Below are 26,582 nucleotides of genomic sequence, written 5' to 3' on the forward strand. Positions count from 1 at the left end.
TGCGGGAGGCCAGGGAAAGGCGACGGGGCCGATGAGCACAGCATTGCTGCCGCATCTTCCTGTCACCGCCATTTTGGGCGATCTTGGCCAGGTGCTTGAACAGGGCAACAAGGCTGTTCTGGTTGCTCCGCCGGGTGCTGGCAAGACAACGCTTGTGCCGCTGGCGCTTTTGGAAGCCGGCTGGCGAAAAGATGGCACGATCCTGCTTCTGGAGCCGCGTCGGCTGGCGGCGCGTGCCGCGGCGCGGCGCATGGCTTCTTTGCTGGATGAAAAGCTGGGCGGTACGGTCGGCTATGCCATGCGCATGGAAAAGCAGGTGTCGCAACACACCCGCATCCTTGTTGTCACTGAAGGCGTGCTGGCGCGCATGATCCTTGATGATCCTGAATTGCCGGGCATCAGTGCGGTGATCTTTGACGAGTTTCACGAACGCTCGCTGGACGGGGATTTCGGGTTGGCGCTGGCGCTTGATGTGCAAGAGGGGCTGCGCCCTGATCTGCGCCTGCTGGTCATGTCGGCAACGCTGGATGGGGCGGGGGTGGCAAAACTTTTAGGTGATGCACCTGTTCTTGAAAGTGAAGGCCGGTCTTTTCCGGTTACGATCCATTATCGGGAGCGTCCTTCTGGCGTGTCGGTCGAGGATGCCATGGCCGCCGCCATTCGTGATGCCTTGGCGCAAGAAACAGGCAGTGTGCTGGCCTTCCTGCCCGGTCAGCGTGAAATTATGCGCGTTATGGAGCGGCTGGAAGGCCGGGTGGGAACTGCCGTGGATATTGTGCCGCTTTATGGGCTGATGGAGGCAAAAGCTCAGGATGCCGCAATTCGGGCCTCGCCGCCGGGCAGGCGAAAAATTGTGCTGGCAACAGCCATTGCCGAAACATCCATCACCATTGACGGGGTTTGCGTGGTCATTGACAGCGGGCTTGCGCGCTTGCCTGCCTATGAACCGGCAAGCGGGCTGACCCGACTTGAAACGGTGCGCGTGTCGCGTGCCTCGGCTGACCAGCGTGCAGGCCGTGCGGGGCGCACACAGCCCGGTGTTGCAATTCGTCTGTGGCGGGCTGAACAGACGGCGGCTTTGCCTGCCTTCACACCCCCGGAAATTCTTGCTGCTGATTTGTCCGGGCTTGTGTTGGATTGTGCCGCCTTTGGTATTGCTGACCCGACAAGCCTTACCTTTCTGGACACTCCACCGGGTCCGGCGCTGAACGAGGCCCGCAATCTTTTGCGTGTGTTGGGGGCCATTGATGCCGATGGCCGCCAGACCGATACCGGGCAGGCCATGCGCCGTCTCGCTTTACCGGTGCGGCTTGCCCATATGGTGGCGCAAGCGGCTTGCAACGGGCATGAGCGCGATGCAGCACTTTTGGCTGTGCTTTTAACCGAGCGCGGATTGGGCGGTGACAGCATTGATCTGGAGCGGCGCTTGATGCGCTTTGCCGATGAGCGCACACCGCGTGCCAATGCAGCACGACAATTGGCGCTGGGACTGGCGCAAAGTGCTGGCAAGGGGGTAATCAGCAAAGCCTCCATTTCGCCCGGCGCCCTGCTGTTATACGCATGGCCTGATCGTGTCGCCAAGGCGCGAGGCGAGCGCGGGCGCTTTGTGCTGGCCAATGGGTCTGGCGCCATGCTTGATATGGCTGATGCGCTGGCGGGAGAGCGTTTTCTAGTGATTGCCGATGTGCAGGGCAGGGCGCAAAATGCGCGCATTATGGCGGCAGCCAGTGTCCATGAAGATGATATTCGCACTCTGTTGAGCCAAAACATCAAAACCCGTCACAAGACGCTGTTTGATCTGGAGCGCAAAGCTGTGCGGGTGCGCGAGCAAAGCCGGTTGGGGGCAATTGCTTTATCTGAAAAAATGCTGCCTGCCCCTTCAGGAGATGCGGCCAATATAGCCATGCTTGAGGCGGTCAAGGTGCATGGACTGGGCATTTTGCCATGGGACAAGCCGCAAGACAGGCCGGCCATGGCGCTGCGCCAGCGGCTTGCATGGTTGCGCCAAGGTTTGGGTGAACCATGGCCGGATATGGCGGATGCCGCCCTGCTTTCCCGGCTGGAAGAGTGGCTGTTGCCGTTCTTGACCGGTTCTGCAGCACTTTCCTCCGTCTCGGGGGGTGATCTGAAGGCGGGTTTGAGCTTGCTGGTGCCATATGATTTGCAGCGGCGCATCAATGCGCTGGCGCCCACTCATTTTGCAGCCCCTTCCGGCAGCCATGTGCCGATCCGCTATGATGGCGAGGAGCCGGTATTGGCGATCCGTGTACAGGAATTATTTGGCCTTGGCACTCATCCTGCCATTGCTGATGGGGTCGTGAAGCTGACATTGGAGCTTTTATCGCCTGCACATCGGCCAATCCAGACAACGCGCGATTTGCCGGGCTTCTGGCAAGGCTCATGGGCGGATGTGCGTGCGCAGATGCGCGGCCGCTATCCCAAACATAACTGGCCGGAAAATCCATTGCTGGCGCAGGCCACCAGCCGCGCCAAACCAAGGGGAACATAGGCCAAGGGGAACATGATGCTCATGACGGGCTTGCCAGAAATTTGCTTCCGTCCCATCATGGGTCTTTTCAGGCATAAGGCAGCTTCATGTCCGGTTTTCGCCGTCAGCTTCCGCCCATGACGTCGCTGGTGGTGTTTGAAGCCGCTGCCCGCCAGCTCAGCTTTACGCGCGCTGCGGTTGAGCTTGGCATCACGCAAGCCGCCGTCAGCCGGCAGGTGCAGGCGCTGGAGCAAAATCTTGGCTTTCAGCTTTTCAAGCGCCTGCATCGCGCCATAGAATTGACGGAACGCGGCCAGATATTGTCGAAATCCATGTCGGAGGCGCTGGGCACCATTACGCGCACCGTGCAGTCACTGACGTCTGAAACCGGTTCCGGTGAACTGGTGATCTCGGCCTCGGTGGCATTTTCGCATTTCTGGCTGCTGCCCAAAATTTCAGATTTTCGCCGTCTTCACCCTGAAATCCGCCTTAAAGTCATCAGTCAGGATACCAATGTCAATCTGATCCGCGAGGATGCCGATATTGCGATTCGCTATGGTGTCGGCAATTGGCCCGATGGCCGCTCGACCCTGTTGTTTTCTGACGATATTTTTCCTGTATGCAGCCCTGCTTATCTGGAAGCGCATGGCTTGCCCGACTGTGTGGCGGATCTGGTCAATCACAGCCTGATTGCCAGCGGCTCGGCAGATCCGAGCTGGGTGGGCTGGAGCCGTTGGCTCAACGCCTTCGGGCATGGGGCTGCACCGCTCAATGTGACGCTCAGTTGCAGCTTTTATACGGATGCAATTCATGCTGCGATGCGCGGTGAAGGCATTGCGCTCGGCTGGAACCGGCTGGTTCATGACCTTTTGCAGCAAGACCGGCTGGTGCGGGTTACAGCCGAGTCGCTACGCACCCGCGAGGCCTATTATGTGGTGCTGCGCAATGGCCAGCCTCTGAAACCTCAGGTTGAGGCTTTTTTGCGCTGGATCCGTAAGGAACGCGAGCAACCGGGCCTGACCGGGTCCCAGACGGCATCTGTACTTGAGGAATAAAGGTTACTTTCATTGCGGGTTGCATTACTTTTTGTAATGTTTATCATTAGGGGTCTTGGGGTTTACAAGCTAAAGACAAGATTGAAATCATACCCCCAAAATCAATCTGACCGGACGGGAACCCGGGATGAGCATTGGGGCATGAAATGGTGAGGAGACGCACTATCCTTGTATCAAAATCAGGCTTTTTCTCTCGAAGGAAAGCCGAAAACCGGACGTTGTCTGGTGCTTGGCGCATCTTCTCAGGTGCAATGAGCACTAAAATTTTCAAACGGGCTGTTCAGGCATTTGTCTGTACCCTTATGAGCGTGTTTGCCGTTCCTTCCATGGCTCAAGAGGGCGTATGATTGATGCACGCAAAGCAACCTTCAAACTCTTCTGAAACATCAAAAGCCCCCTGCCGCATTGAGGTTCGTGGGGTCAGCAAGGCATTTGGCGATAGGGCCAAAGAGGCGCTGGAACTGGCGCAGCAAAATGTTTCCAAGACCGAAATTCTTAAAGAAACCGGTGCCGTGCTGGCCATTGATAACGTGTCCTTCTCTGTTGAGGTGGGCGAGATTTTTGTTGTCATGGGCCTGTCGGGTTCAGGAAAATCCACGCTGGTGCGCTGCCTGAACCGCCTGCATGATCCGACGGTCGGCACGATCGAAATTGACGGCGAGGATATTCTTCAGGCTTCGGAAGCGCGTCTGCGTGAATTGCGGCTTGGCAAGATCACCATGGTGTTCCAGCATTTTGCCTTGCTGCCACATCGCACTGTTGCTGAAAATGTCGAATATGGCCTTAAGATGCGGGGCATGGGCAAAGCGGAGCGGCGCGAAAAAGCACTGAAAACATTGGAAAATGTTGGCCTTGCCGGTTGGGGGGATCGCTATCCGCATAATCTGAGCGGCGGCATGCAGCAACGTGTGGGCCTGGCCCGTGCATTGGCGCTCGATCCTGAAATCCTGCTTATGGATGAGCCGTTCAGTGCACTTGATCCGCTGATCCGGCGGGATATGCAAGGTGAACTGATTGAATTGCAGCGCCGCTATAAAACCACCATCATTTTCATCACCCATGATCTTAACGAGGCGCTGACGCTGGGTGATCATGTTGCGGTGATGAAAGACGGGCGGCTGTCGCAGGTCGGAAAACCGGCGCAGATCGTGCTTAACCCGGCCGATGATTATGTGGCAGCCTTTACCCACGACATTGATCGGGGTCGGGTGCTGCCGGTGCGAACCGCCATCCGGAAAACAGTTGATCAAGCCGCACTTGAGGCGTTGGTTGAGGGAGGGGCTGCAACCATTGAAGGCCACCGTCCCTTGCATGAAGCCTTCAGCCTTGTTGCAGATGGCAAGCCGGTTGTCGTTCGGGGTGGCGATGGCAGTCTGGAAGGGTGTTTTGATGCAATGGACATGACGGCAGTTCTTGCCGGGCAGGAAAGGATGTCGCAGGAAGGGGTGTCGCCATGACCGATAGCATAAGCACATTGCGCGCGATTACCGATCTGGCCCGGCCTTCACATTATGGTGCATTGCCGCTCGACAGCTGGATTCAAGACTTCGTCAAGGGGTGGCTGGTGCCGGTCCTGCGGCCTGTTTTTCGGGTTATGCAAATGCCGATCCAGATGCTTCTGGACAATCTGCAAGGCATGTTGCTGGCCATTCCCTTTGCCGTCATTCTGGTTCTGGTCGTGCTGGGTGCCTGGCGCGCAGCCGGGCGCGGAGTGGCCATATTCGCGCTGGTATCCTTGTTGCTGCTTGACTGGATCGGCATCTGGCGCGAGACCATGATTACGCTGGCAATGATCATTACAGCGGTTGTTTTCTGCATCATTGTCGGAATCCCGGCTGGCATTCTGGCTGCGCGCAGCGACCGGGCTGCGGCCATCATCCGCCCCATACTGGATGTGATGCAGACCATTCCCTCTTTTGTCTATCTGGTGCCGATCGTCATGCTGTTCGGGGTCGGCATGGTTCCGGCTGTGATCGCCACCATCATTTTTGCCTTGCCGCCATTGGTGCGTCTTACCAATCTGGGTATCAGGCAGGTGCAGGGCGAACTGGTGGAGGCAGGGCGTGCGTTCGGGTCCACCTCGCGCCAGATCTTGTGGGAAATTCAATTGCCGCTGGCCTTGCGCACCATCATGACCGGGGTAAACCAGACCTTGATGCTGGCGCTTTCCATGGCCGTGATCGGCGCGCTGATCGGTGCAGGTGGCCTCGGGCTTATCGTCAATACCGGCCTTGGTCGGCTTGATGTCGGCTATGCCAGTGTTGGCGGGCTGGGCATTGTGCTGATGGCGATCATTCTTGACCGCGTCACTCAGGCGCTTGGTGACAACAGTCCTGACCGGAAGAGGGCAAGCGGCTGATAAGTTTGCAGCGGCGCACTTGAGAAAGCCGCGCCGGTGCAAAGGAGAAAACATACCGGGATCATTCTTGAACTTGCGTGATCCCACATCGGAAAACAGGGAGAAACTGGATATGACTGGAAACAAGATTTTTTATAGCGTTGCAGCTGCCATGGCAGCCTTGTCGCTGAGCGTTTCGCCACTGGTTGCGCAGTCACTGCCGGGTGAGGGAACAACTGTACGCATGGGCCAGCCCACCTGGGACACGGAATGGTTTCAGGCGCAGATCTATAAAAAGGCTATGGAAGCGCTTGGCTATACGGTCAATGAGCCGACAGCGCTTGACAACCCGCCCTTCTATCAGGCGCTGGCGCAAGGCGACATGGATTTTTGGGCAAGCGGCTGGTTCCCGCTGCACAACACCTATCTGGAAGAGATTGAAGGCAAGGGCAGCACGGTCGGCTATGTTGCCAAGGGCGGCGCCTTGCAGGGCTATCTGATCGACAAGAAAACGGCTGAAGAGCACAATATCGGCAAGATCGAGGATTTCAAAAATCCTGAGATTGCCAAGCTGTTTGACAGCAATGGCGATGGCAAGGCCGATCTGGTTGCCTGCCCGCCCGGCTGGGGCTGTGAACTGACCATCACCCACCAGATGGAAGCCTATGGGCTGGGCGATACGGTGGCGCCGATCACAGCCTCTTATTCAGCCTCGATGGCCGATGCTGTCAGCCGCTATGAGGAGGGCAAGCCGATCTTCTTCTATACCTGGACCCCGAACTGGACGGTTGGCATGTTGAAACCGGGTGAGGATGTGGTCTGGCTGGAGGTTGAAACGCCGTCGCTGCCGGAAGACCAGAAGGAAATGGAATCACAGACCGCCATTCCTGACGTGACGGGCTGTGCCAGCAATCCATGCCAGATGGGCTGGCCCGCCAATGATATTCAGGTTGTCGCCAATAATGAGTTTCTGGAGAAAAACCCGGCCGCTAAAAAGCTGCTTGAAGAAATGAGCATCCCGATTGAAGACATCTTTGCGCAAAACGCCCAGATGTATGAAGGTGCCGACAAGCCGGCTGATCTTGAGAGACAGGCGGATGAGTGGATCAAGGCCAATCAGGAAAAATTTGACGGCTGGATTGATGCCGCCAAGGCTGCCGCCCAGTAAAACCGGGCTGTATCTCGCCTGACTGTTTCAGGAGGCCGACAGTCAAAAACTGTCGGCCTTTTCTTTATTTCTTTATGCGTAAAAAGAACAAAGGTTCTCTTTTTTCAACCTGATACAACTGTTTTTCACCCGAAAGGTGAATTTGTTCCTGAAATGTTCTTGTGGGGTGAGGTGTTTTATGCTTCACTGTCAAGGCAGGGGCTTTTCATTTGTTTTGTGGATACCAGAAATACTCTAAAGCTTGTCTCTTGAGATCGAGAACCGGTTATCGAGATAAAGACATGCATAAAAACAAAGGCTTAAAGTGGGTCGTGTGAATCTTCAAAGAAAAGCGGCACGCTTTCATCTACGGTAGGGCGGGACATGGTTTCACGCGTGCGCACGGTTGCATTTCAGGGAATTCAAGCCGTAGCTGTTGATGTTCAGGTCATGGTTGCGCCCGGCAAGGTTGGCATGTCCATTGTCGGCCTGCCGGATAAGGCGGTTGCTGAAAGCCGCGAGCGGGTGCAGGCTGCCTTGCATGCTTCGGGCCTGTCCATGCCCGCCAAGCGGGTGACAGTCAATCTGGCTCCCGCCGATCTGCCCAAGGAAGGCAGCCATTATGATCTGCCCATTGCGCTTGGATTGATGGCGGCAATGGGTGTTATTCCTGCCGAGTGTCTTTCAACCTATGTGGTGCTTGGTGAATTATCGCTTGATGGCACCATTGCCGGCGTGTCGGGAGCCTTGCCAGCGGCAATGGCTGCCAATGGGGATGAAAAAGGCTTGATCTGCCCCCATGAATGCGGACCGGAGGCCGCCTGGGCTGGCAGTAAAATTGATATTTTAGCGCCGCGCAGCCTGATTGCACTGGCCAATCATTTTCGAGGCACGCAATTGTTGTCGCGCCCTGAACCGGGTGTGCGCGCCAGCGGAGCGGATCTGCCGGATCTTGCCGACATCAAGGGACAGGAAAGCGCCCGGCGTGCATTGGAATTGGCCGCGGCAGGGGGACATAATCTGCTGATGGTCGGGCCGCCGGGCTCTGGAAAATCCATGCTGGCTCAGCGCCTGCCCTCCATTCTGCCGCCATTGTCGCCACGCGAATTGCTGGAAGTGTCGATGATTGCCTCCGTTGCCGGTGAACTGCCGGGCGGGCAATTGACAGATCGGCGGCCATTTCGCGCGCCGCATCATTCAGCCTCGATGGCTGCATTGGTGGGCGGCGGGTTGCGCGCCCGGCCCGGCGAGATTTCGCTGGCTCATCATGGCGTCTTGTTTCTTGATGAATTTCCCGAATTTTCACCGCAGACGCTTGATGCCTTGCGCCAGCCTTTGGAAACCGGGTCCTGCATGATTGCGCGAGCCAATCACCGTGTCAGCTATCCGGCAAATATACAGCTTGTTGCAGCCATGAACCCATGCCGCTGCGGTATGGCGGGTGAACCCGGATTTCGCTGCGCGCGCGGAGAACGTTGCCGCACCGAATATCAGGCCCGCATTTCCGGCCCGCTGCTTGATCGTATTGACCTGAGAGTTGAAGTGCCTGCTGTTTCAGCAGCGGATCTGATCCGGCCGGGAAAGTCTGAAACCAGCGCTTCTGTCGCCATGCGCGTGGCGCAGGCGCGCAGTATTCAGCGCCAGAGGTTTGAAAATGCGGGGGCTGCTGGTGTGCTGACCAATGCGCAATGCCCGCCTTCGCTGATTGAGGAGGTGGCTGTACCTGATCCTGCGGGGGTTGCGCTCTTGCAAAGTGCCAGTGAAAAACTTGGTTTTTCCGGTCGGGCCTATCATCGTATTTTAAAAGTGGCGCGCACATTGGCTGATCTTGACGGAAGTGCAACCGTGTTGCGCATCCATTTGGCAGAAGCCATTTCCTATCGTATGGACAGCCAGCATATGGCGCGGGCCGCGTGACAGGTGGTGGGGTCGCATAAATGCGGTTAAAACAAGAGTGCTGAAAGCTGGTGTCGCGATGAAGAAGGGTACGCTTATTATTGGCGCAGGTCATGCCGGGGTCCAGACCGCCGCCAGCTTGCGCGAGGCAGGCTATGATGAGCCGGTGGTGCTGATCGGCAAGGAAAATGAGTTGCCCTATCACAAGCCGCCCTTGTCCAAAACCTTCATCAAGGATGCGCAGGCCGGTCCGCAATTGCTGCGTGGCGAGAATTTTTATGCAAGCAACCATATCGACTTTCGCCCCGGGCTGCATGTGACCCGTATCGACCTTGCCAGCCGTCGCCTTGAATTTGCGCAAGCCGCACCATTGGCCTTCGATCGACTGGTTCTGGCGACGGGATCGCGTCCACGCAGATTGTCTGTTGAGGGGGCTGATCTGGCGGGGGTGGTTTCCTTGCGTGAGATTGAGGACGCGCGTCTTATTCGTCTGAAAAGTGATGCTTCTGCTGATGTGGTGGTGTTGGGCGGCGGCTTTATCGGGCTGGAAATTGCTGCAACATTACAGGCTGCGGGCCGCAATGTTACTGTGATTGAGGCTGCCGACAGGCTGCTGGGGCGTGTGGTGGCGCAACCGATTGGTGAGCATGTGCGCCAGCGCTTTGCCGATCTGGGCGTGCGGATTCTCACCGGTATGACGGTAAGTCGGCTGGAGGGAGAAAATGGCTATGTCACAGCCGCTATTACATCTGCTGGTGAGCGCCTGCCAGCGCAACTGGTTATTGTCGGAGTTGGGGTGGTCCCCAATGTCGAACTGGCAGAACAGGCAGGGATTGCTGTTGCAAATGGCGTTCGTGTTGATGGGCAAATGCGCAGTCGTGTTGCGGAAATATTTGCCGTGGGCGATGTGGCCTCCTACCGCCATTGGCTCACCGGTCAGGATGTGCGGCTGGAATCGGTGCAAAATGCCACCGATCAGGCGCGTCTGGCGGCACAGATCATTGCTGGCGGGTCAGAAACCTATAAGGCTGTGCCGTGGTTCTGGTCGGATATTGGTGACATGAAGTTGCAAATGGTGGGACTGAATACGGGCGCTGACAATCATCTTGTTGTCGGGGAGCGTCAGGAAAACAGCTTTTCCGCCTATCATTTTGCGGGTGAGCGGTTGGTGGCGATTGAGTCCGTCAACCGTCCGGCCGACCACATGCTGGGCCGTAAAATGATGGCCGCCGGGCTTTTCCCGGACCGCAACCTTGTTTTGCAAGGCAATAACGCGATGAAGGGATTATTGGCAAAGGCAGGTTAAAGCATGATCCTGAAAAGTTGCAGGTTTTTTTGGATAAAACCATGCGTATAAACAAAGCTTTTGCAGCCAGACGCTTTGTCTGGCTGCAAAATGCTCTAAAGCCTGTCTCCCGAGACTTGAGAACCAGTTTCAGGATAATGGCATGCGTAAAAACAAAGGCTTAAAGCGGGTTGCGTGAATCTGAAAGATTGCGACACGCTCTAAAAGCCCGTGTTGATAATTATTTGCTGCGAGCCAGCAGATCGCGGATTTCGGTCAGCAATGCAACATCGGGCGGCGGTGGCGCTGCTTCTGCCGCGGCAGGCTCTGCTTCGAGGCGGCGGCGCATATTATTGACGCCCTTCACCATCAAAAAGATGATCCAGGCCAGGATTAAGAAGTTCAACAGCACGGTCAGGAATGACCCATAGGCAAACACTGCGCCCTGCTGCTTGGCAGCCTCAAGTGACGTTGCCGTGACATTTGAAGACAGCGCCAGAAAGTAGTTGTTGAAATCAAGACCACCAAAAATAGCGCCGACAATCGGCATGATGATGTCATTGACCAGCGAATCGACAATGCCGCCAAAGGCGCCGCCGATGATCACACCAACGGCAAGGTCCATCACATTGCCTTTGGAAATAAATTCCTGAAATTCTTTCAGCATTTCCCTCTCCAGATAAATGCGGCACAGGCCTCCAGCGTATTTTCAGTCAGGCAAGATTGTCTGACAGTGCAAGATATGCCGCAAGCGATAGATAAAGCTTCATTCGTGTATCCGCCAGAATATTTTATGCTCATCGTGCATGGAAGGCAGGCTCGCGCGGCACTTTCCATCTGGCTGCAAAATGCTCTATAGGCCTTTCATGCAAAAACTTATCTACAAAATTGTGCCGCGCACGCTGTGGCTTGAAGCCGAACGCAGCGGCAATTTTATCGGCGCCCCGGTCGATCTTGCCGATGGCTATATTCATTTTTCAACCGCACAACAGGTGTCTGAGACTGCCGCCAGGCATTTTTACGGGCAAGATGATCTTTTGCTGGTGGCAGTGGATGGAGCGGCATTGGGAGAGGCGCTGCGCTGGGAAGTGTCCCGCGCGGGCGCATTGTTTCCGCATCTTTATGCAAGCCTGCCGGTCAAGAGTGTGCTGTGGGTGCAGCCCTTGCCGCTTGCTGCGGATGGCAGCCATCAATTTCCGGAGCTGGATTAAACATGAGCGTACTGGATGCAATCAGCAGGAAATTACTGTTTTCCATTGATCCTGAAACGGCCCATGGCCTGTCAATTGCTGCTTTGCGCTGTGGTTTGCCCGTTGGCGCGCGGCCTGTGCGTGACCCAAGATTGCAGGTGCGCCTGTGTGGGCTCGACTTTCCCAATCCGCTTGGCATGGCCGCTGGTTATGACAAAAATGCCGAAGTGCCTGATGCGCTGCTGGGGCTTGGTTTTGGGTTTGCCGAGGTGGGAACCGTGACGCCGCTGGCGCAGCCCGGCAATGCGCGCCCGCGCATTTTCCGGCTGGTGGATGATGAGGCGGTCATCAACCGGCTTGGCTTCAACAATGAAGGTCATGAGGTTGCAAAACAGCGGCTTGTCGCCCGTCAGGGCAAAGGCGGCATTATCGGCGTCAATATCGGTGCAAACAAGGACAGCAGCGATCGCATCGCCGATTATGAGCGCGGCGTGGTGAATTTTGCGCCTTTTGCTTCATATCTGACCGCCAATATCTCCTCACCCAACACGCCGGGCCTGCGCAATATGCAGGCAGGTAAACAGCTTGCCGAGCTTTTGTCGCGGTTGATGGCCGCGCGTGAAACGGCTTTGGCAAAGCCCCCGGTCTTTCTCAAGATCGCCCCCGATCTGGTTGAGGCCGAACTGGAAGATATTGCAGCAGCGATTTTGCAAAGTGGCATTGAAGGGGTCATTGTCTCCAACACCACCGTTTCAAGGCCACCACTGAAAAGTGGTGCTGTGGCTGGCGAGGCAGGTGGCTTGTCTGGAAAAGTGTTGTTTGAGCGCTCCACCATTGTTCTGGCTAAAATGCGCAAGCTGCTTGGGTCTGAAATTGCCATTATCGGCGTGGGCGGCGTCAATTCTGCAGAAACGGCGCTGGAAAAGATCCGCGCCGGGGCAGATCTCGTTCAGCTTTATACCGGCATGATCTTTGCCGGCCCCTCGCTGCCTGCCCGTATTGCTGCGGATATGGTCAAATTTCTGGCAAGGGATGGTCACAGCAATGTGCGTGAATTGCGTGACAGCAAACTTGATGCCTGGGCTGATAAATCCTTGCTTTAACTTCATTTATGCTTGTGTCAAAGGCAGTCATCGGACGGCAAGGTGTTTCTTATGCAGGGTGGCTGAAAGTGCTGCGCACACGCCCCGGCAACAGGACAAGCAGGCTCAACCCGCGCATCAGCAGAAACAGGTGAAGTGCTGCCCACAGGCCGTGATTGCCAAATAGTGGCGTCAACACCACCATGGCAATGATGAATGTGGCCAGCGATAAAAGCATGGCGTTGCGCATATCGACAGACCATGTGCCGCCGATGAAGATGCCATCCATTTCAAAGGCAAGCACGGCGCTCAGTGCGGTCAAGGCAGCCCAGGGCAGAAAGTCTGCCGCCAGTTCGCGCACATCTTCGGCTGTGGTGAGGAAGGCGATCAGATCATTGCCCCACAAGAGCACGGTTCCTGTGGCAATGCCTGCAAGCATGAATCCCCAAAGCGCGCATAGTTTGACCGCCTGACGAAAGGCCATGCGGTTTTGGGCGCCGACTGCGCGCCCGGTAAGCTGTTCTGCTGCGGCAGCAAAGCCGTCAAGAAAGAAGGAGACGGTGAGAAAGAAATTGATCAGCACCGCATTGGCCGCCAGCGTGACCGTGTCAAATTGCGCGCCTTGCCGGGTAAACAGGGCAAAGGCTGCCAGCAGCGCAAAGGAACGGATCATGATGTCGCGGTTCAGCACCATCATGCGTCTGATGGCAGCTATATTGGCGATGTGGGCAAGATTGATGTGCGGGCTGTGCCGAAAGCGCGCCAGCACAATGGCAAGCCCGGCAAGCATCGTGATCAGTTCGCCGCCAACCGTGCCCCAGGCCACACCAGCCACGTTCCAGCCAAGATAGAGACCAAACAGCAATGACAGGCCGATATTGGTGCCATTGAGCAGGATTTGCAGCGCCAATGCTGTCTTTCCATCGCCCCGACCCAGCAGATAGCCCAGTATTGCATAATTGACGAGGGCAAAAGGAGCACTCAACATCCGGATGCGGACATAGGTGTCAAGTGCCTGGTTGACCTGCGCTTCTGCGCCTAGAAAACGGATGCCGCCCATGGCGATCAATGGGGCGGATATGGCAATGACAATGCCAAGTAGCAGGGCAATGAAGAAAGCGCGCCAGAATATGGCCTGTTCTTCGGCTATATTTCCCGCGCCAAAAGCCTGAGCCACAAGCCCGGTCGTGCCCGCGCGCAGAAAATTGAATGTTGAAAAAACAAAGTCGAACACCAGCGCGCCCGCCGCCAGTCCGCCAAGCAGGGCTGCATCGCCATATTGACCGATAATTGCCGTGTCGGTCAGTCCCAAGAGCGGCGTCGTCAAATAGGCAAGCGTCATTGGCACGGCAATGGCCAGCACTGTCTTGTTCGAGACAGTAAAGGCCTGTTGCGGCAATTGTTGCGTCTGGGTGTTCACGCTGTCTTAATCCTCGATACCGCGACGGCTTTGTGGTCTGCAAAGTGCGCTGAAACAGCAGGTTGAAGCGCAAGGCAGGCAATGTTCAATTTGAACCGTAATCCGTTATTTGCGGTAATTGGCAAGCCGGATGAGGAGGAAAACAGGGATCACGATTGCCGCTCCAAGCAGAATATAGCCCAGAATGCGGTCGATGGCGCGAAAGCCGAGATTCCATATGTCGAGGAAGAAATTTTTAATGGCCAGGAAAATGTCATAAGGCGACCAGCCAAAGGCGCTCATGACCAGCCCGACCAGAAACGAAAGAATCAGCAGCTTTGCCAGAATACGCAAAGGCGTATCGCCAAGAAGGCGGGTAAGAGCAGACAAAGGCTTCTCCTTTAATTCGGGCTTACTTATCTGAAGCCTTCATCAGATAAGCGAGCCTGACAGGGTCGGCAAGCAAAACCCGGCTTGGAAGATGCTAAAATGCAAAAGGCTCTGCACAGGGCAGAGCCTTTTTGCATGTTGCACTCAGATGGTTTTGTCCGGGTCTGGGCATGTTGCGAACTATAATTGGGTTGAAATCAAAAGAACAACAAGATCTCAGTCATTAAAAGACTAAATTTTGTCTATCTGTTCCATTTGAAGTCTAATATTGCGAAGGCGGGCAGTTTTTTTGTCGATTTCAGATCGCTTTGCGTTGATGAGTTCACGCGCAATCCGGTCGGTTCTCTCTGCTCTGCTCTCTTTTTTCTCAGGTATTGAATCCAGCATTCAGATAAACTCCACAAAATACATTGTATATATAGGGCTTATTGTCTGAATATTCAATGATATGAGACCATATGCAGTTACTGTGTGAGGTCCATATTCAATTGCCGTGTAAGGCAATGTGCTTGCGCGCATGAAGCTGCATATGGGCTGATATGTTGAGAAAAAGTGGTGGTACCGTTGCCTGGGCTCGAACCAGGGACCTCCGGATCCACAATCCGGCGCTCTAACCAACTGAGCTACAACGGCACAAAGCCGGTCTGGAAACCGGCCGTTTTGCAATGCAGGCTTCCAACGATGCCGTCAATACGGTTTAATGGATTCCAATTCAAGCCATATGAGAAGGAAAAGATAGCTCCAGAGCATTTTGCAGCCAGATGATACCATCTGGCGTCGCACAAATGCGGCTAAAACAAGAGCTTAGAGTGTTTCGCCATGTTTTCATAAAAACAAGAAATACTCTAAAGCATTTTTTGTCTCGTTGGAGGTGGATAAAATGCTTTTTCCCGGCATCAACTGAAATATCTTTTGTAAAAAAGCCTGATTTCAGAAGCTGTAGAGGGCTTTGGGCCGTGGGGCCTTATTGCTGACCCTATTAACCACGCAGGCAGGATTCCGGCATCTGATGTCTGAAACTCTGGACGCGGGCTTGCCAGCCTTTTACTAATAAAGTGTTAATTTCCAGTTTTCCCACATTGGGGGGGAGCCGTTACCTTTATGTCGCCTGCCAACTATTCCTTCCTTGACCTGATTGTGCTGGACATGGTCCGGACACGCTTTGCCGCCGGGGATGCGATGGTTATTCTGTCGGTCGATCTTGAACATGTCCTGTGGGCAAATGGTCCAGGTGCGGTGTTGTTTGGGCATCAAACTATTGATGCAGCAATTGGCGCCGAAGCGGGCCTTCCGCCAATTGCCCGCCGCCAGATTGCGGCCACCAGCGGCTTTCCTGACATTGGGGAGAATCGCCCGCTTCTGGTGCGCCTGACTGCGGGCCTGTCGGGTGAAACGGCAGCGCTGCTTGCCAGCAGCATCAGCCTGCCGGATGGCGAGAGGGCTATTTTGCTTGTGGCGCCGGTGATGGCGGATGACGACAAGACCTCAATGACGCCTGACCCGCATGCGCTGGGTGGTTTTGACACAGATGCACAGTTTCTTGCCTTCATAGATGGGCAGGGCAAGGTCGAGGCGGCTTCTGCCGGTTTTGCCGGTCTTGGCATTGCAGCGCCTGTTCTGGCCGGACTGGTTGCAGAGGTGGCCGGTGAAGATAACCGTTTGGTCAAGCGACTGCTGCGGATTGGCGCAAAAACATTCCCGGCCGGAATTGCGCGTCTGAGCGATGATCCGGAGCGGCATCTTCTGGTGGTGGTCGATGAAGGTGACGCCGCCACAGATGTCGCCACAGATGTGGTCACTGATGGGGCCACAGAGGCCGTTGCTGACGGGACCACAGCGGCGCCTGTTGCACCCGTCCAGCGCTCGGAAAAGACGAATACCCGCCCTGGTCATTGGTATCTTACCGATGACATACAGCCCGTCACCAAAGTGAAGGATCAGGCGCCGGCAGCAGCACCGGTAAAGGCTGCCTCCATACGCTTTGTCTGGCGCACCGATGCACAGGGGCGGTTCCTGTCTCTTTCTGATGAATTTGCAGCGGCGCTGGGGGGGCCTTCAGGCGATGTGATTGGCCGACGCTTCCGGGATGTGGCCAAAGCCTTTGGTTTTGATCCGTCCGGTGAGGTTGGTGACCTGCTGGAGCGTCAGGATACATGGTCGGGCCGTTCGGTCCTGTGGCCGATGGCTGGCACCAGCTTGCGTGTTCCTGTCGATCTGGCGGCCTTGCCTGTCTATAACCGTGCCCGTGAGTTTGAAGGGTTTCGCGGATTTGGGGTTATCCGTATGGCGGAGGCCGGGCCGGACCCGGAACGGATCGGACTGGCGCTGGTGCCCAATGCGTCATCGGCTTCTGCGGCTGAACCTGTTCTGGAAGGGGGAGGGGCTGACCCGTTCAAGGGCGAGGCCCCGGCATTGGCTTTATCCCCACATCCTGTGCGCCGGATCAGTGACAAGATCATAAGGCTGGTTGAGGAGCCCGCCATTGCGCGCCAAAAAACACCGCTTGCGCCGCCCATCCCGGAACAGCCCGAAAAATCCGTCCCGGAACAGCCGGTAAAAAATGGCGGGCTTTCTTCTGCCGAGCGTCATGCGTTTCGCGAGATTGCCAGGCGGCTGCGAAAGGATAATGCTGCCAGTGCAGATGTAACCGAAGATATTGCCGATACGGGATCAAAATGGCCTGAAGAGGAAAAAATCCTTAAAGACGATGACAGCATTGCATTTGCAGATTTTCAGGATGCACGGGCAGAGGACCATTATCCTGATGCTGCATTGGAAAAGACGGAAGCGGCTGCATCCGATAGCCCTCTTGCAGATGCTGGCAAGATTGAGGCCGGTGCGCCCGATACCAGTATTCTGGAGCGGTTGCCGGTGCCATTGCTGGTTCATTCTGGCGATGTGCTGCACTATGCCAATGAAGAGTTTTTTGCACTTACCGGCTATGCCACACTTGCAGAACTGATTGCGGCCGGTGGGCTGGGCGCGCTGTTTACCGATCCTTATGAGGACCCGTTGGATGCAAGCAAAACCGGCCCCGATGAGGCTCGCCACGCACTGTTTTTGCACCGCAAGGATGGCGGCGAACTTCCGGTTGAGGCAATTTTGCGTTCCGTCCAGTGGCAGCATCGGACAGCCCTGCTTCTGGTGTTGCGCCGATGCGAGGAAAAAGCCGCTCCCGGCGGGGTTGAGGCTGTTTTGCCTCCCGCCAATTTGGCCGCACAGGTTGATATTGCTGAACTCAAGGCTCGTATCAGCGAAATGCGCACCATCATTGACACGGCCACGGATGGTGTCGTTCTGATCGGCTGCGATGGTCGTATCGACTCATTGAGCAGGCCCGCAGAAGCCTTGTTCGGCTTTGATAATGATGAGGTCATAGGCAAGCCTTTTGCCTCTTTATTCGCCATTGAAAGCCAGCGTGTGGCGCAAGAATATCTGGCGGGTTTAAGCGAGCCGGGCGTGGCCAGTGTCTTGAATGATGGGCGTGAAGTGATTGGTCGTGAGGCGCAGGGGCGTTTTATTCCCCTTTTCATGACCATTGGCCGCCTGCCTGGTGGCAGCGGATTTTGTGCGGTGGTGCGCGATATTACGCAATGGAAGCGCACCGAGGAGGATCTGACACAGGCACGCGCCCTGGCAGAGCGGACATCGTCTCAGAAAAGTGATTTTCTGGCCCGCATCAGCCATGAAATTCGCACGCCGCTTAATGCCATTATCGGCTTTTCCGAATTGATGATGGACGAGAAATTCGGCCCTGTCGCCAATGACCGCTATCGCGATTATCTGCGCGATATCAACCGGTCGGGCAATCATGTGCTGGATCTGGTCAATGATTTGCTCGACATTTCCAAGATCGAGGCCGGGCAGCAGGAGATGGATTATGAGGCGGTGTCGCTCAATGACACGCTGGCTGAAACCGTTACATTGATGCAGCCACAGGCCAATCGTGAGCGTGTTATCATTCGCTCCAGTTTTGCCTCGCAATTGCCTGAAGTGGTGGCTGATTTGCGCAGTGTACGCCAGATTGCCCTCAATATCCTGTCCAATGCGGTTCGCTATACGCAAGCGGGCGGACAGGTGATCGTGTCCACGGCCTATGAAACTTCCGGCGATGTCGTCATGCGGGTTCGCGATACGGGCATTGGCATGACGCAGGCGGAAATTGAACAGGCGCTCAAACCTTTCAGGCAGCTCAATACGCTCAAGCGAGGCCGGGGTGATGGCACCGGCCTTGGCCTGCCGCTGACAAAGGCGATGGTTGAAGCCAATCGTGCGCATTTTACCATCACCTCGACCCCGGGTGAGGGCACACTTGTTGAAGTGGCTTTTCCCTCTGTGCGGGTGCTGGCCGGATAATCCTGTCCAACTGCAAAAGGGTCGAAAAAATCTGCCTTTAACGCATTATTGTGTATATGGGCTCGTATCAACAGGCTGCCATAGCATATAGCTTGTCATGCATGATCAGACTGAATCGGGGGAGAATGGGAGTTGAGTGTGACAAAGCCCTCTCATCCGCTAACGCGCATTCAGGCCCGCAGGCGTGAAAAAATTCTGGAAGCAGCCCTTGAGGTTTTTTCAACCCATGGCTTTCGTGGCTCAACCATTGATCAGATTGCCGTTGCAGCGGACATGTCAAAGCCCAACCTGCTTTATTATTTCAAAAACAAGGAAACGATCCATATCCAGTTGATTCAGCGATTGCTGGATGACTGGTTGCAACCCTTGCGCGATCTTGATCCTGAAGGTGATCCCCTATCGGAATTGCGTGCCTATATAAGACGCAAGATCGATATGGCGCGCGATTTTCCGCGTGAGGGGCGCTTGTTTACCAATGAGATTTTGCAAGGCGCACCCCACACGCTCGACATATTGCAAAAAATGCTCAAGCCATTGGTCGATGAAAAGGTGGGGGTACTTGAAGCCTGGATGGAGGCGGGGCATATGGTGCGCACCAATCCTTACCATCTGATTTTCTCGCTCTGGGCAACCACCCAGCATTATGCAGATTTCGATGTTCAGGTGCGCACTGTGCTTGGCCATGGCCACGATGGAGATGAGCGTTTTGATGATGCTGCCCGTTTTCTGGAACAACTTTACGTTCATGGTCTGTCGCCGCTCCCGACAGGCGGGAAATCAACATCAGGGCAGGAGTTGACATGACGGTTCTGGTGACTGGCGGGGCTGGTTATATTGGCAGCCATATGGTGTGGGAACTGCTTGATGCGGGTGAGCGCGTTGTGGTGCTCGATAATCTGTCAAAAGGGTTTGACTGGGCGGTGGCGCCCGAAGGGACCCTGATCGAGGGCGATATAGCCAATAGCGACCTGGTTGGCAGCCTGATGCGTGACTATGGGGTCGATGCGGTCATCCATTTTGCCGGGTCGATTGTCGTGCCTGAATCGGTGGCTGATCCGCTGACCTATTATCAAAACAACACCTGCAAGACACGGACCCTGATTGAGGCGGCGGTCAGGCACGGCGTTGGTCATTTCATCTTTTCCTCGACGGCTGCCGTTTATGGCGGCACTGGCGCCGAACCGGTGCAGGAAAATGCGCCACTGGAACCGGAATCGCCTTATGGCCGCTCCAAGCTGATGAGCGAATGGATGTTGCGTGATGCAGCCGCCGCCCATGATTTGCGCTATACGGCGCTACGTTATTTCAATGTGGCGGGCGCCGATCCAAAAGGGCGCACCGGACAATCAACCCCCGGCGCTACCCATCTGATCAAGGTGGCCTGCGAGACGGCGCTGGGCAAGCGGCCGTTCATGCAGGTCTATGGCGATGATTATGAAACGCCGGACGGCACTTGTGTGCGTGATTATATCCATGTCAGCGATCTGGCCCGGGCGCACAGGCTGGCCTTGCAGCGCTTGCGTGAGGGTGGCAAAAGCCTCATCGCCAATTGCGGATATGGCCATGGCTATTCGGTGCTGGACGTGATTGCCGCGGTGCGCCGCGTTTTTGGCCAAGATTTTGACGTGCGCAAAGGGCCGCGCCGTGCAGGTGATGCCGCTTCCGTGGTCGCCAATTCGGATCTGGCGCGTCATGAATTTGGCTGGATCCCGCAACGCGATGACCTTGATCTGATTGTCACGGATGCTTTGGCGTGGGAGCGGCGGTTGCAGACCATGAATTCTGCCTGCAATTGATATTTAAAACGTAGTAGGCAAGCAGGCTTAACCTGATTTTAAGCCTGTTTGCGCATCACTTGTTTACCATCAGGCAAAGTGCCGTGGTTGCTTTTCGGAGCTCATAGGCATGGCATTTCTTTCAGGCGACAGGTCTGACCGTTCTCCGCAGGCTGACCGGGTCGATAGCAGTATTGATCTTTACGGCCTTGGCCGGACGTTGTGGCGACGCCGGTGGACGATCCTCTTTTGCCTTGTCGCTTTTCCGGCTCTGGCCTGGTTTGCGCTGTCCTTTGTGACCCCGCGCTATAGCGCGACTGCGCGTATCCTCATCGACCCGCGTGAGCAGCGCGTCGTGCAAAATGAAATTATCCAGCAAGGTGTCGGCTCCGATATGGCGCTGGTTGACAGCCAGATCGAGGTGATTGCCTCCGAGACTGTTCTGGGCCGTGTCGTGCGCGATCTTGATCTGGTGTCTGACCCGGAATTTAACCCCGAACTCGACCCTGAATCCGGTTCTGAACCAGCCTCCGGACTTGTGGACGAAGCTGCTGACAAGGAGCGTGCCTTTAGTGCTGCGCTGGCGCATCTGGCCAAGGCGCTTGAGGTGTCGCGCCGTGATAATACCTATGTCATCGATATTACGGTAAGCCAGCCCGATGCGGTCAAGACGGCAAGGCTAGCCAATGCGATTGCACAAGCCTATGTGGCCGATCAGATTGCTTTTGCCGCAAATTCCGTACGCGATGTCAGCCTTGCCATTCGCGGTCGCTTGAGTGAATTGCAGCTTCAGCTCAATGAGGCCGAAGCACGGGTTGAGACCTTCAAGCGCGAGCATAACATATCGCAAACGGAAGGGCAGCTTTTAGGCGAGCGGCGGCTGACAGATTTGAGTGCGCGCCAGTCGGAAGCGCTGGCCCGCGTCAATGAAACGGCAGCGCGCTTGCAGGTTCTGGAAGAGGGACTGGAAACACGCGGCTATGTCGGGGCAACTGCTGCCGATGCTGGAAGCGCCATGGGGGCGCTGCGCACACGCCTTGCCGATGCGCGTCAACGTCTTGCCGATTTGCAAAATGTGCTGGGTCCGCGCCATCCACGTGTGACAGCCGCCGTGCAGGAGGTGGCACAGGCCGAAACGGCCATCCGTGAAGAAAGCGAGCGGCTGGTGGCGGCTGCGCGTGACGACAACCGGATTGCGGTTGATGCGCTCAACAGCATTGACGGAGCCATGCAAAGGGCGCGTGACGAAACTTTCGCCACCAATGAAAACCTTATCAAATTGCGGGAACTGGAGCGCGAGGCGCAATCCATCCGGCTGGTGTATGAATCTTTTCTTGTCCGGGGACAGGAAATTACCCAGCAGGAAGACATTGCGGCTCGCACGGCGCGTGTCATTGCCGAGGCTGGTGTGCCGGTTTCTCCTTCCTTCCCGCCGAAAGTGCCGATGTTGCTGGCCGCCATTGTCATGGGCCTGTTTGTCGGGGTTCTTGCTGCGATATTGCAGGACCTGTTTGCCGGATTGCTGGGGCGCGATCCGCGCCTGGTGCCAACAACAGCACGCAAGGGGAAAGACACGGTTGTTGATGGATTGATGCTGGTGACAACGCTTGGAACGCCTGAAATGGTGCGCGCCGGTGCGCTGGAAATAGCGCAAGGGGCATTGTTGCGCGGGCGCAGCGCCATTTTTGTGGATCTGGCGGCGGACGCACCGCAAGATGATCCCGGACTTGCCGAAATCGCATTGGGGGAAATTACGGCCTTTGGTGCGCTCAAGGCTGATCAGGATGGTTCCCTGCACAGGCTCAATGCAGGGCGGCTGCCTGCACAGGCGCGCCTGTCGCGTGAGGCTGTGAGCAATGTGCTGGAGGCGATTGCCGCAGAATATGATGATGTGATCGTCAATATCGGTGAGCTGGAGGCTGAACACAGCCTTGCCGCCCGCATTGCCGCTGAAGCAACACGCAAGGCCGCCCTTGTGATGCGCGCCGAGAAGGCCGATGCTCAGGAGCAGCGCATGGCGCAGGCCCTGTCCAATGACGGGGTGGTGGCTGTTTTTCTTATTAAAGCCAGTATCCCGAACTTAAGAACCAGTTTGGGATAAAGATATTGTTCTAAACCACCGATATCTGTTTCATGCGGGACATGACGAAGCGTGTGAAAGCCAGATAGACCAGTGTTTGCAGGCCCCATGCCACAGCACGCGCAATGACGATGCCTTTTGCGCCCTGATCCTGTAACAGCCAAGTGCCGATAATAAAGGTTGCGGCCCAGCCACCGGTGATCAAAAGTCCGGTCCACATATGGCCGGAAGAGACGGGAACCTGTCCAAGCGGCAGTGCGCCTGAAATGATGGCCGCAGCAAAAACCACGATCATGAAGATTGGCCAGTCGCGGGCCGGGTCGAGCTTGAACAGCAGCAAGAACCAGTCGCCAAACAGCATCATCACGGCAACAAAGCCTGCGGCAATGACAAGATTGGTGCCAATGCTCATTGCCAGTATGGTGCGTATGCGGCGCCTGTCATGCTCGGCAAAACCTGTCGAAAGCATCGGGATCAGCACCTGAACCACAATCTGGGGTGCAAATAAAAGCAGGGCTTCAAGCTGTATGGCAATGAAGTAAAGGCCAACCTGCTCAAGCCCGTTGGGCTGATTGACGATGATGGTCGTACAGATCCAGTTGACCGGCTCAAACAACAGGCTGGCCAGCAGGGCCGGTATGGCAAAGCGGGTGATCATCGGCCATTGCGACAGCGAGCCGCGAAATGAAAACCGGACATTGTGTGCGCGCAGACCCGCTAGCATTGCAGGTGAAATAATCGTGGAGCCGGCCAGATAGGCAAGGCCAAGGGCGACAAACCCGCCTGTCAGCCCGTAAAGATAAAGGCCCGAAGGAACCGCTATGATCATCAGCAGGCCCATGATCGTGTCGATCCGGGCTGTTGCCTTGAAGAGTTGCAGACCTTTTAGAATGGCGGCCTGCACATTATTGAACGCGCTGATGGCGATAAGAGGCGAAATGATGCGCAGATAATAGGCCAGTTCCGGCTGCTTGAGGATATGCCGGGCGATGGCATCTGAAAACTGATAGACGGCCAATGCCAATATCAGGCCCGCAGCCCCTGCCAGAAGCACAGCCATTCCGGCAAGGCGTCCGGCTGTTTCGGGGTCGGTTTTGACCGTGGCGGCAATGTTGCGCGTGGCCATCAGGCTGACGCCGGTGGCGGCCAGCATGCTGGCCGACATCAGCGTTCCATAGGTGACGGCAAATGTGCCCACGGATTCGATGCCGAACCAGTGCGAGATCAGAATGGTGGTGATCAGCGGCGTCAGCCGGATTGCGACGCTGCCCAGTGTCGACCAGAGAAGTCCAAAGCCAAAGGTTTTCAGATCGGCGGAGCGGTGCAGCAATTTTCTCAAGGGTTGCATATGTTCTTTTTCCGCACCGCACTTTTCCTGAACCATTTCATGACATCACAACAACTTGATAAGACAGAACTGGTTGGCAGATAGTCTTGCAATGACGTATTTATGGTAACTTGGTTGTTTTTTAACCGGAATATGTTTTGGTTCATATAATCCTTGTTCGCATGGCCGGACAGGCAGATTTTCATGACATCTGGAGCTTTGGAAAATATGGCGTCACGGGCAGATACAGCCTCATATGTGACGGCCGGTGCAGGCAAGGTCAATCCAGCAGTTTCTGCCATCACGCTTGAGCGGTTTGAACGACCGGCAGATATTGAACAGGAATGGCGTGAACTGGAAACAAGCGGCATTACAACTGTTTTTCAGCGCTATGAATGGGTGGATGCCAATATCGCGCATGTTCTGCCTCATGTGAATGCGTGTCCGGCCATTGTGCTGGGGCGGCTGAATGGGGATGCAGCGTTCATCTTGCCTTTGCAAATTGTAAAACGCGGTCCGGTGCGCATGGCGACATGGATCGGTGGCGATCATGCCGGTTATAATTTCGGCCTGTGGAGCAGGCAGGGTGCAGCAGCGATGGCGCAGCTTCAGGGGGCGCAGATCAAGGCAATGCTTGGTCAGGTGCTGACAGATGTGGATTGCGCCTTTCTGCAAAGGACACCAAAATCCCATAATGGTCTGGCCCAGCCTTTGACGGGACTTCAGGCGTGTCCTTCACCCACGGAAGGCTATTGCTTTGATCTGGCAGATGACTTTGCGACCATTCTGGCCAGAACCGGCGGTTCCAGACGCCGGAAAAATATACGCAGGCAAGAACGCAAGATGCGTAAAGCTGCCGGTGAACTGGCTTGTGAGATCCTGTGCGATCGTGAGCGCGCCCGGCTTGCTCTTGATTTTTTCTTTAAACATAAGTGCCGCAACCTTGCCATGCAGGGCAAGACAGACGGTTTTACAGAGCCGGGGGTCCGGGCATTTTTTCATGAACTTTTAGAACGATCCATCGGTATGGAAGAACCGCTTTTGCAGATGGCCGGGCTGTTTGCGGGAGGCAAATTGCGCGCGGTGAAGGGAACGGCCATTCACCATGGTTGTGCCAATATTCTTTTTTCTGCCTATGCCAATGATGAGCTTGCGGCTTTTGGCCCGGGAAGCACCCTTCTTTACAAACATATCCAGCAGTGCTGCGAACGGGGCCTGAGTGTTTATGATCTTGGAATCGGCTATGAAAAATATAAGGACAGCTGGTGCGATATCATTCAGGAACTGGATGATCTTTATGCCTCCTTCACACCGCTTGGTGCGGCCATGGTTGCAGCACTCCGGTTTTGCGAGAAACTGAAAGGCAGGATGCGGCGCAACCCGGCACTGTGGCGGGGGGTGAAGCAGGCAAAAGCCTATATTTCGCGGCGTGCATCGTCGCAGATAGTTTGAGACGGAAATAACTATGACGGCTGCAATAAAAAGCCCGGCGCAGGTTCTTGCTCGCAACGCATTGGACCAAACACGCCTGTTATTTGTGGCGCCGGATGATTATCCGGCCTTTCGGGTCGATCTTGTCGAGTTGTTTTCCAATCATCTTGTGGGTCGGGGGCTGAAAGTCGACTGGAGCCTGCGTCCGGTTGCAGACGGACCGGCGCGGGTGGAGGAGACTTGCAATGAACGGTTTTATCTGGCCCGCCGCCAGATGTCGGAAAGGTTTGGCGTGCTGCGCTATCGGATTGCAGAAAGCTTTCTTCGGCTGAAGCTGGCATGGCGTGCAGCGCGTGGTCATTATGATCTGATCCAGGTCAGGGATCAGCCGCTATGGGCCATTACCTATGCGCTTGCCGGAAAAATTTCAGGAACGCCATGCCTGTTCTGGATGAGCTATCCGGTGCTGGATGCACGCTTGCGCGATGCGGTGCAAAATCTCAACTCCATGAGCTGGCCGGGGCGCATGATACGCATTGCTTATGCGCTTGTCGGCAATGTCTTGTTCTACCGGCTGGCCCTGCCGCTTTGCGATCATGTTATCGTGCAGTCGAATCGTATGCGCCAACGGCTCGGATTTCGTGGCGTCCCGGCACAGAAGATGACGCCTGTTCCGATGGGTGTAACGACCGGGCGCTATAATGCGGTCTCCATTCAACCTGTGCAGGACCCGCGTCTTGAGGGCCGAAAAACCATGGCCTATCTGTGCGCCAATGTCCTGAGCCTTTTGAGCAATCTGGCGGTGGATGCGCTGGCGCAACTGGTGGCTGAGGGCCACGATGCGATGCTGATCCTGATCGGTGCGGTGGCAGAAAAGGAGCGCCAGCGGCTTGATGCCCGCATCAAGAATATGGGGCTGAGCGAGCGTGTGATCTTTACCGGGCAATTGCCGCTGGCCGAAGCGCTAGGCTGGGTGAAGCGGGCTGATGTGTGCCTGTCACCCTTCATGATGGATGCCGCCCAGCAGGTGGCGACACCGACAAAACTGGTTGAATATCTGGCTATGGGCCGCCCCGTAGTGGGAACTGTGCATTACGACCAGAACGAGGTCATTCATGGCAGCGGGGCAGGTTTTGTCACGGCCTATTCAGGTAAGGCTATGGCCCAGGGTGTGGCGCGGCTGTTTGCCGATCCGCAAAAAGCAGAAGCCATGGGGGCAAGGGGCCAGGACTGGGTCAAGGCCAATCGCGATTATCAGCATCTGGCCGATATGGTGGAGCAGGTTTATGAAGATCATCTGGGTAAAAAAGCAGGCGGGGCCGGAGAAGCCGGATCATGATGCG

General features: G+C 55.8%; 20 protein-coding genes and 1 tRNA gene. 15 read left to right on the top strand and 6 right to left on the bottom strand.

The features are described from left to right. Nucleotides 1–31: 31 nt before the first annotated feature. The 7 genes from hrpB to ACFPLB_RS07770 all read left to right on the top strand — a co-directional run bounded on the left by hrpB (nucleotide 32) and on the right by ACFPLB_RS07770 (nucleotide 10,230). Nucleotides 32–2,509: an ATP-dependent helicase HrpB gene (gene hrpB / locus ACFPLB_RS07740; protein ID WP_378228788.1), complete on the top strand. Its 2,478-nt coding sequence runs from the start codon at nucleotides 32–34 to the stop codon at nucleotides 2,507–2,509. Nucleotides 2,510–2,595: 86 nt separating this feature from the next. Continuing rightward, nucleotides 2,596–3,543, top strand: coding sequence for a LysR substrate-binding domain-containing protein (locus ACFPLB_RS07745; protein WP_378228789.1), 948 nt, complete (start codon nucleotides 2,596–2,598; stop codon nucleotides 3,541–3,543). A 350-nt stretch (nucleotides 3,544–3,893) separates the two neighbouring features. Continuing rightward, nucleotides 3,894–5,000 carry a quaternary amine ABC transporter ATP-binding protein gene (locus ACFPLB_RS07750; protein WP_378228790.1) on the top strand — a complete coding sequence of 369 codons (1,107 nt, stop codon included), beginning with the start codon at nucleotides 3,894–3,896 and terminating at the stop codon, nucleotides 4,998–5,000. Then, entirely contained in the window at nucleotides 4,997–5,902 is a 906-nt protein-coding gene (locus ACFPLB_RS07755) for an ABC transporter permease (RefSeq protein WP_378228791.1), read from the top strand. Before ACFPLB_RS07750 ends, ACFPLB_RS07755 begins: the two co-directional genes overlap by 4 nt. A 112-nt stretch (nucleotides 5,903–6,014) precedes the next feature. Further along, a complete protein-coding gene (proX, locus tag ACFPLB_RS07760; protein ID WP_378228792.1) occupies nucleotides 6,015–7,049 on the top strand; it encodes a glycine betaine/L-proline ABC transporter substrate-binding protein ProX in 1,035 nt (344 codons plus the stop codon). 363 nt (nucleotides 7,050–7,412) lie between these two features. Beyond that, nucleotides 7,413–8,945 carry a YifB family Mg chelatase-like AAA ATPase gene (locus ACFPLB_RS07765; RefSeq protein WP_378228793.1) on the top strand — a complete coding sequence of 511 codons (1,533 nt, stop codon included), beginning with the start codon at nucleotides 7,413–7,415 and terminating at the stop codon, nucleotides 8,943–8,945. A gap of 58 nt (nucleotides 8,946–9,003) precedes the next feature. Beyond that, a complete protein-coding gene (locus tag ACFPLB_RS07770; protein ID WP_378228794.1) occupies nucleotides 9,004–10,230 on the top strand; it encodes an NAD(P)/FAD-dependent oxidoreductase in 1,227 nt (408 codons plus the stop codon). A 220-nt stretch (nucleotides 10,231–10,450) separates the two neighbouring features. Here ACFPLB_RS07770 and mscL read toward each other — a convergent pair whose 3' ends face one another. Further along, nucleotides 10,451–10,876 (bottom strand): large conductance mechanosensitive channel protein MscL, encoded by a 426-nt coding sequence (mscL, locus tag ACFPLB_RS07775; protein WP_378228795.1) that lies wholly within the window; start codon nucleotides 10,874–10,876, stop codon nucleotides 10,451–10,453. A gap of 199 nt (nucleotides 10,877–11,075) precedes the next feature. Here mscL and ACFPLB_RS07780 point away from each other — a divergent pair, with 199 nt between their 5' ends. Together ACFPLB_RS07780 and ACFPLB_RS07785 are read left to right on the top strand one after the other, a co-directional pair. Beyond that, entirely contained in the window at nucleotides 11,076–11,420 is a 345-nt protein-coding gene (locus tag ACFPLB_RS07780) for a DUF952 domain-containing protein (RefSeq protein WP_378228796.1), read from the top strand. 2 nt (nucleotides 11,421–11,422) lie between these two features. Next, nucleotides 11,423–12,502: a quinone-dependent dihydroorotate dehydrogenase gene (locus ACFPLB_RS07785; protein WP_378228797.1), complete on the top strand. Its 1,080-nt coding sequence runs from the start codon at nucleotides 11,423–11,425 to the stop codon at nucleotides 12,500–12,502. A gap of 49 nt (nucleotides 12,503–12,551) precedes the next feature. Here the strand turns inward: ACFPLB_RS07785 and ACFPLB_RS07790 are convergent, their stop codons facing one another. The 4 genes from ACFPLB_RS07790 to ACFPLB_RS07805 form a co-directional block, all read right to left on the bottom strand. Further along, a complete protein-coding gene (locus ACFPLB_RS07790; protein ID WP_378228870.1) occupies nucleotides 12,552–13,823 on the bottom strand; it encodes an MATE family efflux transporter in 1,272 nt (423 codons plus the stop codon). Between the two features lie 183 nt (nucleotides 13,824–14,006). Next, nucleotides 14,007–14,270 (bottom strand): DUF6460 domain-containing protein, encoded by a 264-nt coding sequence (locus ACFPLB_RS07795; RefSeq protein WP_378228798.1) that lies wholly within the window; start codon nucleotides 14,268–14,270, stop codon nucleotides 14,007–14,009. 231 nt (nucleotides 14,271–14,501) lie between these two features. Further along, nucleotides 14,502–14,657 (bottom strand): hypothetical protein, encoded by a 156-nt coding sequence (locus ACFPLB_RS07800; protein ID WP_378228799.1) that lies wholly within the window; start codon nucleotides 14,655–14,657, stop codon nucleotides 14,502–14,504. 169 nt (nucleotides 14,658–14,826) lie between these two features. Next, nucleotides 14,827–14,903 (bottom strand) — tRNA-His (locus ACFPLB_RS07805). A 468-nt stretch (nucleotides 14,904–15,371) separates the two neighbouring features. Here ACFPLB_RS07805 and ACFPLB_RS07810 point away from each other — a divergent pair. From ACFPLB_RS07810 to ACFPLB_RS07825, 4 genes are all read left to right on the top strand, one after another. After that, nucleotides 15,372–18,626: a PAS domain S-box protein gene (locus tag ACFPLB_RS07810; RefSeq protein ID WP_378228800.1), complete on the top strand. Its 3,255-nt coding sequence runs from the start codon at nucleotides 15,372–15,374 to the stop codon at nucleotides 18,624–18,626. Nucleotides 18,627–18,764: 138 nt separating this feature from the next. Next, nucleotides 18,765–19,430: a TetR/AcrR family transcriptional regulator gene (locus ACFPLB_RS07815; protein WP_378228801.1), complete on the top strand. Its 666-nt coding sequence runs from the start codon at nucleotides 18,765–18,767 to the stop codon at nucleotides 19,428–19,430. Next, nucleotides 19,427–20,422: a UDP-glucose 4-epimerase GalE gene (gene galE, locus ACFPLB_RS07820; RefSeq protein ID WP_378228802.1), complete on the top strand. Its 996-nt coding sequence runs from the start codon at nucleotides 19,427–19,429 to the stop codon at nucleotides 20,420–20,422. The genes ACFPLB_RS07815 and galE overlap by 4 nt, the downstream gene beginning before the upstream one ends. A gap of 109 nt (nucleotides 20,423–20,531) precedes the next feature. After that, entirely contained in the window at nucleotides 20,532–22,502 is a 1,971-nt protein-coding gene (locus tag ACFPLB_RS07825) for a GumC family protein (RefSeq protein WP_378228803.1), read from the top strand. A gap of 10 nt (nucleotides 22,503–22,512) precedes the next feature. On the opposite strand, the gene ACFPLB_RS07830 is transcribed toward ACFPLB_RS07825, so the two are convergent. Then, on the bottom strand, nucleotides 22,513–23,829 hold the full coding sequence (locus ACFPLB_RS07830; protein ID WP_378228804.1) for an oligosaccharide flippase family protein: 1,317 nt from the start codon (nucleotides 23,827–23,829) through the stop codon (nucleotides 22,513–22,515). 183 nt (nucleotides 23,830–24,012) lie between these two features. Here ACFPLB_RS07830 and ACFPLB_RS07835 point away from each other — a divergent pair, with 183 nt between their 5' ends. Continuing rightward, a complete protein-coding gene (locus ACFPLB_RS07835) occupies nucleotides 24,013–25,260 on the top strand; it encodes a GNAT family N-acetyltransferase (RefSeq protein WP_378228805.1) in 1,248 nt (415 codons plus the stop codon). 13 nt (nucleotides 25,261–25,273) lie between these two features. Beyond that, nucleotides 25,274–26,578 (top strand): glycosyltransferase, encoded by a 1,305-nt coding sequence (locus ACFPLB_RS07840; protein ID WP_378228806.1) that lies wholly within the window; start codon nucleotides 25,274–25,276, stop codon nucleotides 26,576–26,578. The last annotated feature ends 4 nt before the right edge of the window (nucleotides 26,579–26,582 follow it).

This window comes from Aquamicrobium segne (assembly GCF_042656785.1).
GTDB lineage: Bacteria > Pseudomonadota > Alphaproteobacteria > Rhizobiales > Rhizobiaceae > Mesorhizobium > Mesorhizobium segne.